The following is a 13,990-nucleotide window of genomic DNA, read 5'->3' on the forward strand; positions in this document are numbered from 1 at the left end:
GCCCCCCACCGGCCCTGACCAGCCCTCTCGATTTTGACAACCATTTTCATCGTCGCCATAATCGGCGGGTGCCTCGCTACCGTGACCCCCGGCGTGCCCTCCCCGCAGCGGCGCTGGCCCTGGCCGGGCTCGCGGCCGGACTGACGGGCTGCGCGGACGCGGGCGCCGACGTCCCGCCCGGCAAGACCGTGGTGGTCGCGTCGTTCTACCCGGTGGCGTGGCTGGCCGAGCAGGTCGGCGGCGGCGACGTCTTCGTCCGGACGCTGACCGAGCCCGGAGCCGAGCCGCACGACCTGGAGCTGACGGCCCGGCAGGTCGCGAACGTGGCGGACGCCGACTACGCCGTCCACGTCAGGGGCGTCCAGCCGGCCGTGGACGACGCCGTCCGGCTGCACGCGAAGGGCAGGTCGCTGGACGCGGCGAGCGTGGTCCGGAGGCTGCCGCCGCCGGAGGAGACCGAGAGCGAGGAAGAGGCCCACGACGGCGTCCGCCACGAGGAGGCGGACTACGACCCGCACATCTGGCTCGACCCGAGCCGCATGGCGGCGATCGCGACCGCGCTCGGCGACCGGCTGGCCGCCGCCGATCCCGCCCGCGCGCCCGGCTACCGGCACCGCGCCGGGGCCGTCGCCGCCCGGCTGACCGCGCTCGACCGGGAGTTCCGCGACGGCCTGGCGTCCTGCAAGCGCCGGGAGATCGTGACCGCGCACGGCGCGTTCGGCTACCTCGCGGACCGATACGGCCTGCGCCAGATCCCGGTCGCCGGCGTCGATCCGGCGAGCGAGCCGTCCCCGAAGCGGATGGCCGGGCTGACGCGCCGGGTCGCGTCCATCGGCGCCACGACGATCTTCACCGAGACGCTGGTCAGCCCGAAGGTCGCGCGGTCCCTGGCGCGGGAGGCGGGGGTGCGGACGGCCGTGCTCGACCCGGTCGAGGGCATCGAGGACGGCTCGGACGGCGACTACATGACGATCATGGCCGAGAACCTGCGGACGCTGCGTCCCGCGCTGGAGTGCTCATGAAAGACGACCCGGACCCCCCGTCCCGCCAGAAGACGCCCGATCATGCGCCGCCGTTCGACCAGACGCCGCCGTTCGACCAGACGCCGCCGTTCGATCATGCGCCGCCGTTTGCGATGACGGGCGGTCTCGTCCGGCGGGACGGCCGCGAGGTCCTCGCCGGGGTCGACCTGCGGGTCGCGACCGGCGACGTGCTCGCGGTCCTCGGGCCGAACGGCGCGGGCAAGTCCACGCTGGTCAAAGCGCTGCTCGGGCTGGTCCCGCTGGCCGCGGGACGGACGGAGATCTACGGCACGCCGCCGGCACGGTTCCGCGGCTGGCGGCGGATCGGGTACGTCCCGCAGCGACTGCCGATGGGCGGCGGGGTGCCCGCGACCGTCCGCGAGGTCGTCTCGTCGGGGCGGGTGGGGCGGCGGTCCCGCTGGCTGCCCGCGGTGTTCAACGACCGGGCGGCCGACCGCGCCGCCGTCGACCGCGCGCTCGCGACGGTCGGGCTCACCGATCTCGCCCGCGACTCGGCGCATCTGCTGTCGGGCGGCCAGCAGCAGCGCGTCCTGATCGCGCGGGCGCTCGCGGGCGAGCCCGACGTTTTCGTGATGGACGAGCCGACGGCCGGCGTGGACGCGCACAGCCAGGCGGCCCTCGCGTCCGCGCTGCGCGAGCTGGCCGGGGCCGGGCGGACGGTCGTCCTGGTCACCCACGAGCTCGGCCCGATGGAACCGCTGATCACGCGCACGGTCGAGCTGGGGCACGGGCGCGTCGTCCGCGAATCCACCGTCCGGGAGTACCCAACGCAGGACACGGCTACGGGAAGGCCCGTGTGAGCGACATGCTGCAGTACGACTTCATGCGCATCGCCCTGGTGATGGCGGTGCTGATCGGGCTGACCGCACCGGCCGTGGGGACGTTCATCGTCCAGCGGAAGCTTTCGCTGCTCGGCGACGGCATCGGCCACATCGCGCTGACCGGCATCGGGCTGGGCCTGCTCACGAGCACCTCGCCCGTCCTCGGGGCGCTGATCGTGTCGGTGTTGGGCGCGGTGGCGATCGAGATCGTGCGGGCGCGGAGCCGCAGCGGCGCGGACGTCGCGCTGGCTCTGCTGTTCTACGGCGGGCTGGCGGGCGGCGTGATCCTCACCAACGCCAACGGCGGCAGCGGGACGAGCCTCCAGTCGTACCTGTTCGGCTCGATCACCAGCGTGACCGTCACCGACCTGTACGTCGTCGCGGGCCTCGCCGCCGCGGTGCTCGGGATCGTCGCGCTGTTCGGCCGCGAGCTGTTCCTGCTGTGCCAGGACGAGGAAGTGGCAAGGGCGTCGGGGCTGCCCGTCCGGTTCCTCAGCGTGCTGATCGCCGCGACCGCCGCGGTCACCGTCGTGATCTCGATGCGGGCGATCGGGCTGCTGCTGGTCAGCGCGCTGATGATCGTCCCGGTGGCGGCGGCGCAGCAGCTCACGCGGGGATTCCGTGGGACGATGCTGGTCGCGATGGCGACCGGTGTACTGTCGGCCGTATCGGGCCTGGCGGGTTCCTTCCAGTACGATCTGCCTCCGGGCCCCTCGATCGTGCTGCTGGCGCTCGCGCTGTTCGTCGCCGCGGTCGCCGGGGGCACGCTGGTGCGCCGAAGACGTGCGCGGACCGGCCCGTCCGGGGAGACCGTCCCGGCTGCGGCCGGTTCCGGAGTCGAGGCGCGCGTGGACGCCGAGGTGATGGGGGGATGACGCGGAGGTGCTTGGGGGATGACGACGGCCCGCCGGGACGCGGTGCGGCAGGTGCTGACCGGATCCGAGGGTTTCCGCAGCGCGCAGGACATCTACGCCGACCTGCGCGCCGACGGATCCAAGATCGGCCTCACCACGGTCTACCGGGCGCTGCAGGCGCTCAGCGACGCGGGCGAGGTCGACGTGCTGCGCACGGACGAGGGTGAGGCCGTGTACCGGGCCTGCCGCACCGAGCAGCACCACCACCATCTCGTCTGCCGCGAGTGCGGCCGGACGATCGAGGTCGAGGGCCCGGCCGTGGAGCGCTGGGCCGAGGCGATCGCCGCGGAGCACGGCTTCAGCGACATCACGCACACCGTCGAGGTCTTCGGCACCTGCGCCGACTGCATCGCGAAGTCCGGCTGACGCGCCGATCCGCGGGCCGCCCGGCGACACGCGGCGCACCCGATATGTGACGCACCGCCACCGAACAAGGTTCGGAGTTCACACCCTCCGTAGGCGATCCTTGGCACATTGCTACATCTACTTATGAGTACGCCTATGTCATAAATGTCCCCATCGCCACGGCACGGCCCGACGGCGGGCCTTCGGGGGGCGTGGCGCCCGCACGAGAGGGCGTTCATGACAAGACGGGCGTTCACCAGCCGACGGACCCTGCTCCTGGCCGCGGCGACCCTGCTGACGACCGCCGGTACCGTCGTTCCCGCCTCCGCCGGCACCACCGCGAAAGCGCCGTCCCCGCCCGAGCCGCGCTCGTCCGCCGCCAGGCAGGCCGCGGAACGGGCGCTGGACGCGCTGACCGGCCACGCCGGTGAGATCCGCGCCGGGGACGGCCAAGCGTTCAAGGTCGTCCGGGTCCTCCTGGATCGCGACGGCGACTCGCACACCCGGATGACGCGCACGTACGACGGACTCCCGGTCCTGGGCGGGGACGTGGTCGTCCACCAGTCGGGGTCCGGCGCGTGGCGCGGCAGCAGCGGCTCACTCGCCGGGAAACCGGCCGACTCCCGTCCCGAGATCGGCGCCTCGACCGCCGAGAAGCGCGCGGTCACCGGGCAGCGCAAGGCCGAGGGCTCGCCCGCGCTCGTCGTCGAGGCCCGGACCGCCGACCACAAGCCGCGCCTGGCCTGGCGCGTCCAGACGGTCGGCAGGCAGGCCGACGGCACGCCCAGCCGCGTCCTGACGTCCGTGGACGCCGCGACCGGCAGGGTCCTGCTGCGCGAGGAGATGATCCGCACCGAGGCGGGCGACGGCAAGTCGCTCTACACCGGGACCGTTCCGCTGGAGACGACGAAGTCCGGCGGGACGTACCAGCTGAAGGACCCGTCCCGCGGCGGCACCTACACCGGCGACGCCGAGAACGAGACCGACCTCTGCGTCCTCGTCTGGTGCCTGCGGCGCGCCCCGGCGACCGTCTTCACCGACGCCGACAACCACTGGGGCAGCGGCACCACCGCGAACCGCGCCACCGTCGCCGTCGACGCCCAGTTCGGCACCAGCATGACCTGGGACTTCTACAAAAAGGTCTTCGGGCGCAGCGGCATCAATGGCGACGGGAAGGGGTCGTTCAACCGCGTCCACTACGGCGACGGCTACGCCAACGCGTTCTGGGACGACTCGTGCTTCTGCATGACCTACGGCGACGGCGACGGCGCCAACCTCGGGCCGCTCACGTCCCTCGACGTCGCCGCGCACGAGATGAGCCACGGCGTCACCAGCGCGACCGCGAACCTCACCTACAGCGGCGAGTCCGGCGGGCTGAACGAGGCGACGTCCGACATCATGGCCGCCGCCGTCGAGTTCTACGCGAACAACCCGGCCGACGTCGGCGACTACCTGGTCGGCGAGGAGGTCGTCCTGCCCGGGTTCGGCAGGCGCGCGCTGCGCTTCATGGACAAGCCCAGCAAGGACGGCAGCTCCCATGACGCGTGGTCGACCGAGACCAAGAACGTCGACGTGCACTACTCCTCGGGCGTCGCGAACCACTTCTTCTACCTGCTGGCCGAGGGCAGCGGCGCGAAGACGATCAACGGCGTCGCCTACAGCAGCCCCACGTCCAACGGGTCGACGGTCAAGGGCATCGGCCGGGACGCCGCCACGAAGATCTGGTACCGGGCGCTGACCACGTACATGACGTCCTCGACCGACTACAAGGGCGCGCGCACCGCGACCCTGAACGCGGCCAAAGACCTGTACGGCGCGGGCAGCACGCAGTACAGCACCGTGGCCGCCGCCTGGTCGGCGGTGAACGTCGGCTAGCCGCCGGCAGGGGCCCGGGAACCCCCCGGGCCCCTATCGGGTGGTTCATGATCTGCGTGCCGTGGCCATGCGACAGAATCGGGGGCATGGCTACGACACGTACCGCAAACGCGCACTGGGAAGGGCCGCTGCTCAGCGGCCAGGGGACCGTCTCGCTGGACTCCTCGAAGCTCGGCACCTACGACGTGACCTGGGCATCGCGGTCCGAGGAGCCGGCCGGCCGGACGAGCCCCGAGGAACTCATCGCCGCCGCGCACTCCACCTGCTACTCGATGGCGCTGTCGCACGGCCTCGCCGGCGCCGGGACGCCGCCGGACAAGGTGGACACCAAGGCCGAGGTCACGTTCCAGCCGGGCGAGGGCATCACCGGCATCCACCTGACCGTCCGGGCGAGCGTGCCCGGCCTGTCCGCGGCCGACTTCGAGAAGGCCGCCCAGGACGCCAAGGCCGGCTGCCCGGTCAGCAAGGCCCTCACGGGCACCACCATCACCCTCGACGCCGCCCTGGTCTGAGCAGGGGGCGTCAGCCGCGGGCGGCGGCCGGTTCCACCAGGTTCGGGACCGCGCCGCCGTACCTGCGGTCTCGGGACGCGTACAGCTCGCAGGCGTGCCAGAAGTGGCGGCGGTCGAAGTCCGGCCAGAGGGTGTCGAGGAAGACCATCTCGGCGTACGCCGACTGCCACAGCAGGAAGTTGGACGTGCGCTGCTCCCCCGACGAGCGCAGGAACAGGTCCACGTCCGGGATGCCGGGCTCGTCCAGGTAGCGGGCGAAGACCTTCTCGGTGATCTTGTCGGGGTTGAGGCGGCCGTCCCGGACGTCCCGGGCGATCGCCGCGGCGGCGTCCGCGATCTCGGCGCGGCCGCCGTAGTTCACGCAGAACTGCAGGGTGAGGACGTCGTTGCCGCGCGTCATCTCCTCCGCCGTCTCCAGCTCCTTGATCACGCTGCGCCACAGCCTGGGCCGCCGGCCCGCCCAGCGGACCCGGACGCCCATCGAGTGGAGCTGGTCGCGGCGGCGGCGGATCACGTCCCGGTTGAAGCCCATGAGGAAGCGCACCTCGTCCGGCGAGCGCTTCCAGTTCTCGGTGGAGAACGCGTACGCCGACAGGTACGGGACGCCGAGCTCGATCGCGCCCATGATCACGTCGAAGAGCGAGTCCTCGCCGCGCTTGTGCCCCTCGGTGCGCGGCAGCCCGCGCTCCTTGGCCCAGCGGCCGTTGCCGTCCATGACGATGGCGACGTGCCGCGGCACCAGATCCGAGGGGATCGGGGGCGGGACGGCGCCGTCCCGATGCGGCTCCGGAGGCGAAACGGCCCTTCTCAAACTCTCTCCCTGGTGGTGTCGGTGGTCCCGTCGTCACGTTCGACGTGGCGCAGGGAGCGGATGCCGTGCTCCAGATGCCACTGGAGGTAGGCGGCGACGAGGCCGCTGGTCTCCGTCCGGTGGCGCTGCTCGCTGCCGTCGGCGTACTCCCAGTCGCCGCGCAGCAGCGCCAGCATCAGCGCGAACGTCGGCGGCGCCGGGGTCGCGGCGCCCGGCTGCCGGCAGGTCGCGCAGACCGCGCCGCCCGACGCGATGGCGAACCCGCGCAGCCCGCCGCGGTCGCCGCAGCGGCAGCACTCGTCGAGCGCGGGCGCCCATCCGGCGACCGACAGTGAGCGCAGCAGGAACGCGTCCAGGACGAGCCGCGGGTCGTGGGCGCGCTCGGCGAGCGTCCGCAGCCCGCCGACGAGGAGCAGGAACTGCCGCAGCGCGGGCTCGCCCTCCTCGCCCGCGAGCTTGTCCGCGGTCTCCAGCATCGCCGTCCCCGCCGTGTAGCGGGGATAGTCGGCGACGAGCGCCTCCCCGTACGGGCGCAGCGTCTCCGCCTGCGTGATCAGGTCGAGCGAGCGCCGCTCGTACAGCTGCAGGTCGACGTGGGTGAACGGCTCCAGCCGCGCCCCGAACCGGGACCTGGTCTTGCGGACCCCCTTCGCCGCGGCGCGGATCCGGCCGGTGCGCCGGGTCAGCAGCGTCACGATGCGGTCGGCCTCGCCCAGCTTCTGGGTGCGCAGGACGATGCCTTCGTCGCGGTAGAGGGTCACCCGTTCATTCTGACGCACGTCAGCGCGTGCCCGGCCGCCAAGCCGGGGCATCTCCCCAGCATCTCCACAAGTCCCCCGGCCCGTGCCCGCAGCGCCGTATAACAATTACGTACCGTGACCGGATTCGGCCGTAGCGTCATGTGGAAAGTTGTGGCTCGAATCACAGGGAGCTGGCAGCGTTGTGGCATGAGATGCCACATCGTGCCGCCGCACATGCTGGAACGCATCGCCCATGACGCCGATGATCCGGCCATCCGCGCCCGTGCCCGCCGAACCCTGGCCCTCAGCTCCCTGCAGGCCACCGAACGCCGGACGCTCCCGGCCACGGCCCCGTCCCCCTCCGAGGACTTCGTCCCCAACCGGACGATCTGCGACGCGCAGAACCGCGAGGAGCTGCCCGGCCGGACCGTCCGGGCCGAGGGGGCGGCCGCGACCGGCGACAAGGTCGTCGACCAGGCCTACGACTGGCTCGGCGCGACCTTCGACTACTTCGAGGCCGCGCACCGGCGCAACTCCATCGACGGCGCGGGCCTCCGGATGATCTCGACCGTCCACTACGGCGACAAGTACGACAACGCCTTCTGGAACGGCCAGCAGATGGTGTACGGGGACGGCGACGGCGTCGTCTTCACCTCGTTCACCGGCCCGCTCGACATCACCGGCCACGAACTCACCCACGGCGTCACCCAGTACACCGCCAACCTGGAGTACTACGGGCAGTCCGGGGCGCTCAACGAGTCCCTCTCGGACGTGTTCGGCTCCCTCATCAAGCAGTGGCACCACAAGCACACCGCCGACCAGGCCGACTGGCTCATCGGGCAGGGCCTGCTCGCCCGGGGCATCAACGGGAAGGCGCTCCGCTCGATGAAGGAGCCGGGCACCGCCTACGACGACCCGCAGCTCGGCAAGGACCCGCAGCCCGGCCACATGGACGACTACGTCGAGACCTACCGCGACAACGGCGGCGTCCACATCAATTCGGGCATCCCGAACCGGGCCTTCTACCTCGCCGCAACCGAGATCGGCGGGAATGCCTGGGAGAAAGCGGGTCGCATCTGGTACGACACTCTCACCGGTGGCACGCTGGCCACCGACGTCGACTTCGCCAAGTTCGCCGCCGCGACCGTCCAGTCCGCGACCCGCCTCTACGGGGCCGCCGCGGCCGAGACGAAGGCGGTGAACAAGGCCTGGACGGGGGTAGGCGTCCAAATGGTGGCGAACGGATAGCGCAGTGAGAGTGACAGTCGTCCGCAGCGGGGGGTTCGCGGGGATCGAGCGCCGCGCCGAGTCCGACAGCGCGAGCGATCCCATGCTGACGAGGCTCGTCGGCCGCGTGGATCTGAAGGCGATCCCGCCGCCGGGCCGAATTCCCGACCAGTTCCTGTACGAAATCGACATCGACGGCGATCGCGCCACCGTCGGCGAAGCACAACTCAACGGCCCCCTGCGCGAATTGGTCCACCACGTCCTCGGACGCAGTTGACCAGGGTCGGACGGCGCTCGGTCCAGGGCCGCGGGTGCACACCGCACCCGCGGCCCCTGCCGTTCAGCTTTTCCTGTGCGCGCCCGTTCGACTTTCCTGCGCGCCGTTCGGCTTTCCTGCGAACCGTTCAGTTCTCTTGGGCGCGGGCTATGCGGTTGACGGCCGAAAGGATCGCCTTGAGGGACGCGGTGACGATGTTGCCGTCGATGCCCACGCCCCAGACCGTGGTGGCGGGGGCGTCGCCGAACCGGACCTCGCATTCGACGTAGGCGGCGGCGCGGGCGTCGCCGCCGGCGCTCATCGCGTGCTCGGCGTAGTCCAGGACCCGGACGCCGATCCCGACCGAGGCGAGGGCGTCCTCGAACGCCGACACGGGGCCGTTGCCGACGCCCTCGATCTCGCGGATCTCGCCGTCCACCCGGATGTCGCAGCCGATCGCGTCCTTCTCGTCCACCCGCGAGGTCGTGCGGTGCGCCAGCAGGCCGACGCGGGGGCCGCCGGTGAGGAACTCGCGCTGGAAGATGTCCCACATCAGCTCGGCGGTGACCTCGCCGCCCTCGTCGTCGGTGTGCTGCTGGACGACGCGCGAGAACTCGATCTGCAGCCGCCGCGGCAGCTCCAGGGAGTGCTCGCTCTTCATGATGTAGGCGACGCCGCCCTTGCCGGACTGGCTGTTGACGCGGATCACGGCCTCGTACGTCCGGCCGACGTCGTGCGGGTCGATCGGCAGGTACGGGACCTCCCAGCGGTACTCGTCCACCGGCGTCCCGGCCGCCTCGGCGTCGCGCCGCAGGTGGTCCAGGCCCTTGTTGATGGCGTCCTGGTGTGAGCCGGAGAACGCGGTGTAGACCAGGTCGCCGCCGTACGGGTGCCGCTCGTGGACGGGCAGCTGGTTGCAGTACTCGACGGTGCGGCGGATCTCGTCGATGTCGGAGAAGTCGATCTGGGGGTCGACGCCCTGGGTGAACAGGTTCAGGCCCAGGGTGACCAGGCACACGTTCCCGGTGCGCTCCCCGTTGCCGAACAGGCAGCCCTCGATGCGGTCGGCGCCCGCCATGTAGCCCAGCTCGGCGGCGGCGACGGCGGTGCCGCGGTCGTTGTGCGGGTGCAGCGAGAGGATCACCGAGTCGCGGTGGGCCAGGTGGCGGCTCATCCACTCGATCTGGTCGGCGTAGACGTTCGGCGTGGCCATCTCGACCGTGGCGGGCAGGTTGACGATGACCTTGCGGTCCGGGGTCGGCTTCCACACGTCGTTGACGGCGTTGCAGACCTCGACCGCGTACTCCAGCTCGGTGCCCGTGAACGACTCCGGCGAGTACTGGAAGTAGATCTCGGTGTCGCCCATGTCCTCGGCGAGCTTGGCGCACAGCTTGGCGCCCTCCACCGCGATCGCGGTGATGCCGTCGCGGTCCTGGCCGAAAACGACGCGGCGCTGCAGCGTGCTCGTCGAGTTGTACAGGTGGACGATCGCCTGCTTCGCGCCGCGGACCGACTCGAAGGTCCGCTCGATCAGTTCCGGGCGGGCCTGCGTCAGCACCTGGATCACCACGTCGTCGGGGACGCGGCCCTCCTCGATGATCTGCCGGACGAAGTCGAAGTCGGTTTGGCTGGCCGCCGGGAACCCGACCTCGATCTCCTTGTAGCCCATCCGCACCAGCAGCTCGAACATGCGGAGCTTGCGGTCGGCGTCCATCGGGTCGATCAGGGCCTGGTTGCCGTCCCGCAGGTCGACCGCGCACCAGCGCGGCGCCTCGGTGATGACGGCGTCCGGCCAGGTGCGGTCGGCGAGCCGGACCGGGGCGAACGGGCGGTAGCGCTGGACGGGCATGCCGGAAGACTGCTGTTGCGGATACATCCGTTGGGATCCTTCTGCTCGAACCTCGCGGCCGACGTGCACGTCGCAGTCCCGCAGCGAGGGAGCCGGCCTGTCAGGGGCCCCCGCTGCGGCCGCTAAGGAGGAGCAGCTCGCGCAACACGATCGTCAAGCTAACAGATGACATCCGTGTACCGGTAACCGGCGTCCAGATGCTGAGACGAGCCGGTTTCACGGGACGAGGACGGAGAGGCAGGTCACACAGCCGTCGAGGGCCTCGAACTCGCTGATGTCCACACTGGTGACACGCAGACCGTCCGCCGCGAGCCGCGCCGCGGTGCGCGGCGCGGACGCCGCCATCAGCACGTGGTCGGGCCCGAGCAGCACCACGTGCGCCCCCGCCGGCTCCCGGACGACCCGCAGGCCCGGCAGCACCGACGTGTCCACGAGATCCGGCAGGCCGATCAGGCCGCCGTCCGGGAGCGCCGTCATCGCCGACTTCAGGTGCAGGCAGCCGCGGGTGGCGACCGGGACGACCTTCCGGCCGCCGACCAGCCGGGCGAACTGGCAGATGCCCTCCTCGTTCGTCCGGGCGCCGCGTCCCACGTAGACGGTGTCGCCGGCCTGGAGGACGTCCCCGCCGTCCAGGGTGCCGGGCTCCTCGATCCGCTCGACGCGCAGGCCGAGCTCCCGCGCGGCCCGCTCCGCGCCCGGCGCCTCGCCCCGGCGGCGCGCGTCGCCCGACCGGCCGATGATCGCGACGTCGCCGCAGACGACCAGGGGGTCCTCGATGAACACGGCGTCGGGCTGGTCGTCGGCCGCCGCGACGGCGCCGACCCGCCAGCCCGCCGACCGCAGCGCCGCGACGTACGCCTCGTGCTGGCGCGCCGCGAGCGCGACGTCCACGGGACGGCGGGCGGCGTGGGTGACGATGGCGTCCGCAAGCCGGGGGCCGGGCGGGCGGACCAGCGCCCTCCCCGCGGAGATCATCGTCTCCGCCGGGCCGGAGCCGGGCCTGGCCGCGGGCGTGCCGTCGGGCCCCATGTCAGCGCGACGCCCCTTCGGTGGTCACGATCACGCCCAGCGCGTACGCGGGCGACATGCCGAGCAGGTCCGCGACGCCGTGCAGCTCGCGCCGCTCCGCCTCGCCGAGCGGCCCGTCCGCCAGCCCGATCCGGACGGCCTGCGCGAGGAACCACTCCTTGGCCTCCACGGCGAGCTGGGCCCCGGCGCTGGCGACCTCCCGCTCCAGGAACGTCCGGCGGAGGGCGAGGTCGGCGTCGATGGCGTCCCCGTCGTACTCGGGCTCGCCGTAGCCGGTGACCGTCTCGGCGGCGCGGGCGCGGGCGGCCGCGTCGGCGGGGTCGCCGGCGCGCAGGACGAGGGCCGCCGCGGCGCGCATGCCCGCGGCGAGGGTCTCCGCCATCTGCTGGGACGTCGGCGTCCGCAGCGCGGAGACCGGGAAGCGGCCCCGGCACGTCCGGCACGTCACGGACTCCCCGAGCCGCCACAGCGGCACCATCGGGACGAAGAACACCGAGAGCCAGCGCCGTCCGGCACGCCTCCGGTAGGCACGGTCACCGCCGCACTGCGGGCAGTGGAACGTCCCCTCGCTGACCGTACGGAACACCGCCGTCAGGCCGAAAACGAGCAACACCGGGGCTCTCCCTCCCATAACGGACTTCGTTCCAAAGTACCGACCGCCGGGCCCCGACGTGGCCGTCCCGGGCAATGCCGTCCGTGCATTTACGCTGGGTCCATGACCGGTGACCTGGGTTCCGACGCGGGCCGCGCGCGGGCGCGCCCGTCCTTCCTGCCGCCCGTCGACGGCTATCCGCCGGCCGGCGAGGCCCCGGCGGAGGCCGTCCCCGCCCCGCTCCCGGCGGCGCCGGCGCGCGGCCTCGCCTGGATCATCGCCATGATCGTCGCGGCGGCGGCGCTGCTGGTGTCGGCGTTCATGCCGTGGGCGCGCGCGCAGGTCGTCGTCGAGCTGTTCGGGCAGCCGATCGGCCGCGACCTCGGCAGCGTGGCCGGCATCGACGCCGACGACATGGTCCTCGCCGTCCCGGTCCTTGCGGTGGTCGCGATCGCGCTCGCGTTCGGGGACCTGGCCGGACGGGACGCGCGGATCGGCGGCCTCGCCGCGATCCCCGGCACGCTCACCCTGCTGGTCTGCGGGCTGTTCGTGCTGCGGCTCGGCGACGTCCGCGACAACCTCCCCCGGACGGGCCTGGACGTCGGCTACCAGATCACCGTCCGTTACGGCTGGTACCTCGCGGTCATCGCGTCGCTGCTCGTGGTCGGGTTCAGCCTGGCCCGTCCGATCGGCGATCGCGTGTCGAAGCCGCGCAGCCGTCCGGACCAGAACTACCCGCAGTACGCCGACCAGCAGTACTACGCGGGCCAGCAGTACTACGAAGGTCAGCAGTACTACACCTACACAGACCAGCCGTATCAGGCCGACTCGTACGCCGCCTGGCCCCAGGAAGACCATGCCTGGGGACGCCACGAACCTGACCAGCAGGAACCTGAACAGCAGGAACCCGGAGCGAACGACCCGAGCGACCCGGGCGACCCAGAAGCGGGCGCCCCGAACGCCGGCGGTCCGAAAGCGGAAACGGGCGAGTCCAAGACGGATCAGTCGTAGAAGCCGAGCCGGCGGAGCTGCTTGGGGTCGCGCTGCCAGTCCTTGAGGACGCTGACGCGCAGGTCGAGGAAGACCTTGGCGCCGAGCAGCGCCTCGATCTGCCGCCGCGCCGCCGCGCCGACCTCGCGGAGTCGCGAGCCCTTGTGCCCGATGATGATCCCCTTCTGGCTGGACCGCTCGACGTACAGGTGGGCGTAGACGTCGATGAGGTCGTCGCGTCCCTCGCGGGGGTTCATCTCGTCGACGACGACGGCGATGGAGTGGGGCAGCTCGTCCCGGACGCCCTCCAGGGCCGCCTCCCGGATCAGCTCGGCGATCATGATCTGCTCGGGCTCGTCGGTGAGGTCGCCCTCCGGGTAGAGCGGCATGCCCTCCGGCAGGTGGGAGATCAGCAGGTCGCCGACCAGGTCGACCTGGAAGCCCTGCTCGGCGGAGCACGGCACGATGTCGGCGAACTCGCCCAGCCGTCCGACCGCGAGGAGCTGCTCGGCGACCTGCTCGGGCGAGGCGAGGTCGGTCTTGGTCACGATCGCGACGACCGGCGTCTTCTTCACGGCGGCCAGCTCTCGCGCGATGTACTTGTCGCCTGGGCCGACGGGCTGGTCGGCCGGGACGCAGAAGCCGATCGCGTCCACCTCCGTGAGCGTGGACCGGACGAGGCTGTCGAGCCGCTCACCGAGGAGCGTCCGGGGCTTGTGCAGGCCGGGGGTGTCGACGACGACGAGCTGCGCGTCGGGGCGGTGCACGATCCCCCGGATCGCCCGCCGCGTCGTCTGGGGACGGCTGCTGGTGATCGCGACCTTGGTCCCGACCAGGGCGTTCATCAGGGTGGACTTGCCGACATTCGGCCGTCCGATGAAGCACGCGAACCCCGCTCGGTGCCCCTCGGGCGCCCCGTCTCCCCATGTCGTCACCCCCCAATTGTCGCGCACGGGACGGCCGGCTCCCGCCATCCGGTGAATGGG

At 72.0% G+C, this 13,990-nt stretch carries 15 protein-coding genes; 9 read left to right on the forward strand and 6 right to left on the reverse strand.

Going from position 1 to position 13,990, the window contains the following annotated elements; genetic code table 11:
- The first annotated feature begins 68 nt into the window (after positions 1-68).
- The 6 genes from ACH35V_RS10265 to ACH35V_RS10290 all read left to right on the forward strand — a co-directional run bounded on the left by ACH35V_RS10265 (position 69) and on the right by ACH35V_RS10290 (position 5,510).
- On the forward strand, positions 69-1,022 hold the full coding sequence (locus ACH35V_RS10265; RefSeq protein ID WP_395971601.1) for a metal ABC transporter substrate-binding protein: 954 nt from the start codon (positions 69-71) through the stop codon (positions 1,020-1,022).
- Between the two features lie 113 nt (positions 1,023-1,135).
- A complete protein-coding gene (locus ACH35V_RS10270; RefSeq protein WP_395972036.1) occupies positions 1,136-1,843 on the forward strand; it encodes a metal ABC transporter ATP-binding protein in 708 nt (235 codons plus the stop codon).
- Positions 1,840-2,739 carry a metal ABC transporter permease gene (locus ACH35V_RS10275; protein WP_395971602.1) on the forward strand — a complete coding sequence of 300 codons (900 nt, stop codon included), beginning with the start codon at positions 1,840-1,842 and terminating at the stop codon, positions 2,737-2,739. Before ACH35V_RS10270 ends, ACH35V_RS10275 begins: the two co-directional genes overlap by 4 nt.
- An 18-nt stretch (positions 2,740-2,757) precedes the next feature.
- A complete protein-coding gene (locus tag ACH35V_RS10280) occupies positions 2,758-3,144 on the forward strand; it encodes a Fur family transcriptional regulator (RefSeq protein WP_395955832.1) in 387 nt (128 codons plus the stop codon).
- Positions 3,145-3,360: 216 nt separating this feature from the next.
- Positions 3,361-4,998, forward strand: coding sequence for a M4 family metallopeptidase (locus tag ACH35V_RS10285; protein ID WP_395971603.1), 1,638 nt, complete (start codon positions 3,361-3,363; stop codon positions 4,996-4,998).
- A gap of 86 nt (positions 4,999-5,084) precedes the next feature.
- Positions 5,085-5,510, forward strand: coding sequence for an OsmC family protein (locus tag ACH35V_RS10290; protein WP_395971604.1), 426 nt, complete (start codon positions 5,085-5,087; stop codon positions 5,508-5,510).
- Between the two features lie 10 nt (positions 5,511-5,520).
- On the opposite strand, the gene ACH35V_RS10295 is transcribed toward ACH35V_RS10290, so the two are convergent.
- Positions 5,521-6,321: an isoprenyl transferase gene (locus ACH35V_RS10295; RefSeq protein ID WP_395971605.1), complete on the reverse strand. Its 801-nt coding sequence runs from the start codon at positions 6,319-6,321 to the stop codon at positions 5,521-5,523.
- Positions 6,318-7,082: a DNA repair protein RecO gene (recO, locus tag ACH35V_RS10300; RefSeq protein WP_395971606.1), complete on the reverse strand. Its 765-nt coding sequence runs from the start codon at positions 7,080-7,082 to the stop codon at positions 6,318-6,320. Before recO ends, ACH35V_RS10295 begins: the two co-directional genes overlap by 4 nt.
- 186 nt (positions 7,083-7,268) lie before the next feature.
- Here recO and ACH35V_RS10305 point away from each other — a divergent pair, with 186 nt between their 5' ends.
- Both ACH35V_RS10305 and ACH35V_RS10310 read left to right on the forward strand, forming a co-directional pair.
- Positions 7,269-8,309, forward strand: a complete 1,041-nt coding sequence (locus ACH35V_RS10305; RefSeq protein WP_395971607.1) for a M4 family metallopeptidase — start codon at positions 7,269-7,271, stop codon at positions 8,307-8,309.
- A gap of 4 nt (positions 8,310-8,313) precedes the next feature.
- Positions 8,314-8,565 (forward strand): protealysin inhibitor emfourin, encoded by a 252-nt coding sequence (locus ACH35V_RS10310; RefSeq protein ID WP_395971608.1) that lies wholly within the window; start codon positions 8,314-8,316, stop codon positions 8,563-8,565.
- Positions 8,566-8,692: 127 nt separating this feature from the next.
- On the opposite strand, the gene leuA is transcribed toward ACH35V_RS10310, so the two are convergent.
- The 3 genes from leuA to ACH35V_RS10325 form a co-directional block, all read right to left on the reverse strand.
- Entirely contained in the window at positions 8,693-10,420 is a 1,728-nt protein-coding gene (gene leuA / locus ACH35V_RS10315) for a 2-isopropylmalate synthase (RefSeq protein ID WP_395971609.1), read from the reverse strand.
- A gap of 189 nt (positions 10,421-10,609) precedes the next feature.
- Complete coding sequence (gene ddaH, locus ACH35V_RS10320) at positions 10,610-11,368, reverse strand: dimethylargininase (RefSeq protein WP_395972037.1); 759 nt, start codon at positions 11,366-11,368, stop codon at positions 10,610-10,612.
- Between the two features lie 55 nt (positions 11,369-11,423).
- The gene (locus tag ACH35V_RS10325; RefSeq protein WP_395971610.1) at positions 11,424-12,035 is read right to left on the reverse strand and encodes a hypothetical protein; all 612 of its coding nucleotides are present in this window, start codon (positions 12,033-12,035) and stop codon (positions 11,424-11,426) included.
- Between the two features lie 102 nt (positions 12,036-12,137).
- On the opposite strand from ACH35V_RS10325, the gene ACH35V_RS10330 reads away from it, so the two are divergent.
- Positions 12,138-13,025 (forward strand): hypothetical protein, encoded by an 888-nt coding sequence (locus ACH35V_RS10330; RefSeq protein WP_395971611.1) that lies wholly within the window; start codon positions 12,138-12,140, stop codon positions 13,023-13,025.
- Here the strand turns inward: ACH35V_RS10330 and era are convergent.
- The gene (era, locus tag ACH35V_RS10335; protein ID WP_395971612.1) at positions 13,016-13,939 is read right to left on the reverse strand and encodes a GTPase Era; all 924 of its coding nucleotides are present in this window, start codon (positions 13,937-13,939) and stop codon (positions 13,016-13,018) included. The two genes, ACH35V_RS10330 and era, sit on opposite strands and share 10 nt — an antisense overlap.
- Between the last annotated feature and the right edge of the window lie 51 nt (positions 13,940-13,990).

Origin of the sequence: Actinomadura sp. 1N219, assembly GCF_044326405.1 — a bacterium.
Classification (GTDB): domain Bacteria; phylum Actinomycetota; class Actinomycetes; order Streptosporangiales; family Streptosporangiaceae; genus Spirillospora.

Bases quoted from the DNA above. Each gene is read 5' to 3' on its own strand.
- ACH35V_RS10285 (WP_395971603.1), top strand. From the start codon at position 3,361: ATGACAAGACGGGCGTTCACCAGCCGACGGACCCTGCTCCTGGCCGCG.
- ACH35V_RS10330 (WP_395971611.1), top strand. From the start codon at position 12,138: ATGACCGGTGACCTGGGTTCCGACGCGGGCCGCGCGCGGGCGCGCCCG.
- ACH35V_RS10280 (WP_395955832.1), top strand. From the start codon at position 2,758: ATGACGACGGCCCGCCGGGACGCGGTGCGGCAGGTGCTGACCGGATCC.
- ACH35V_RS10290 (WP_395971604.1), top strand. From the start codon at position 5,085: ATGGCTACGACACGTACCGCAAACGCGCACTGGGAAGGGCCGCTGCTC.
- ddaH (WP_395972037.1), bottom strand. From the start codon at position 11,368: ATGATCTCCGCGGGGAGGGCGCTGGTCCGCCCGCCCGGCCCCCGGCTT.
- ACH35V_RS10270 (WP_395972036.1), top strand. From the start codon at position 1,136: ATGACGGGCGGTCTCGTCCGGCGGGACGGCCGCGAGGTCCTCGCCGGG.
- leuA (WP_395971609.1), bottom strand. From the start codon at position 10,420: ATGTATCCGCAACAGCAGTCTTCCGGCATGCCCGTCCAGCGCTACCGC.
- ACH35V_RS10305 (WP_395971607.1), top strand. From the start codon at position 7,269: ATGAGATGCCACATCGTGCCGCCGCACATGCTGGAACGCATCGCCCAT.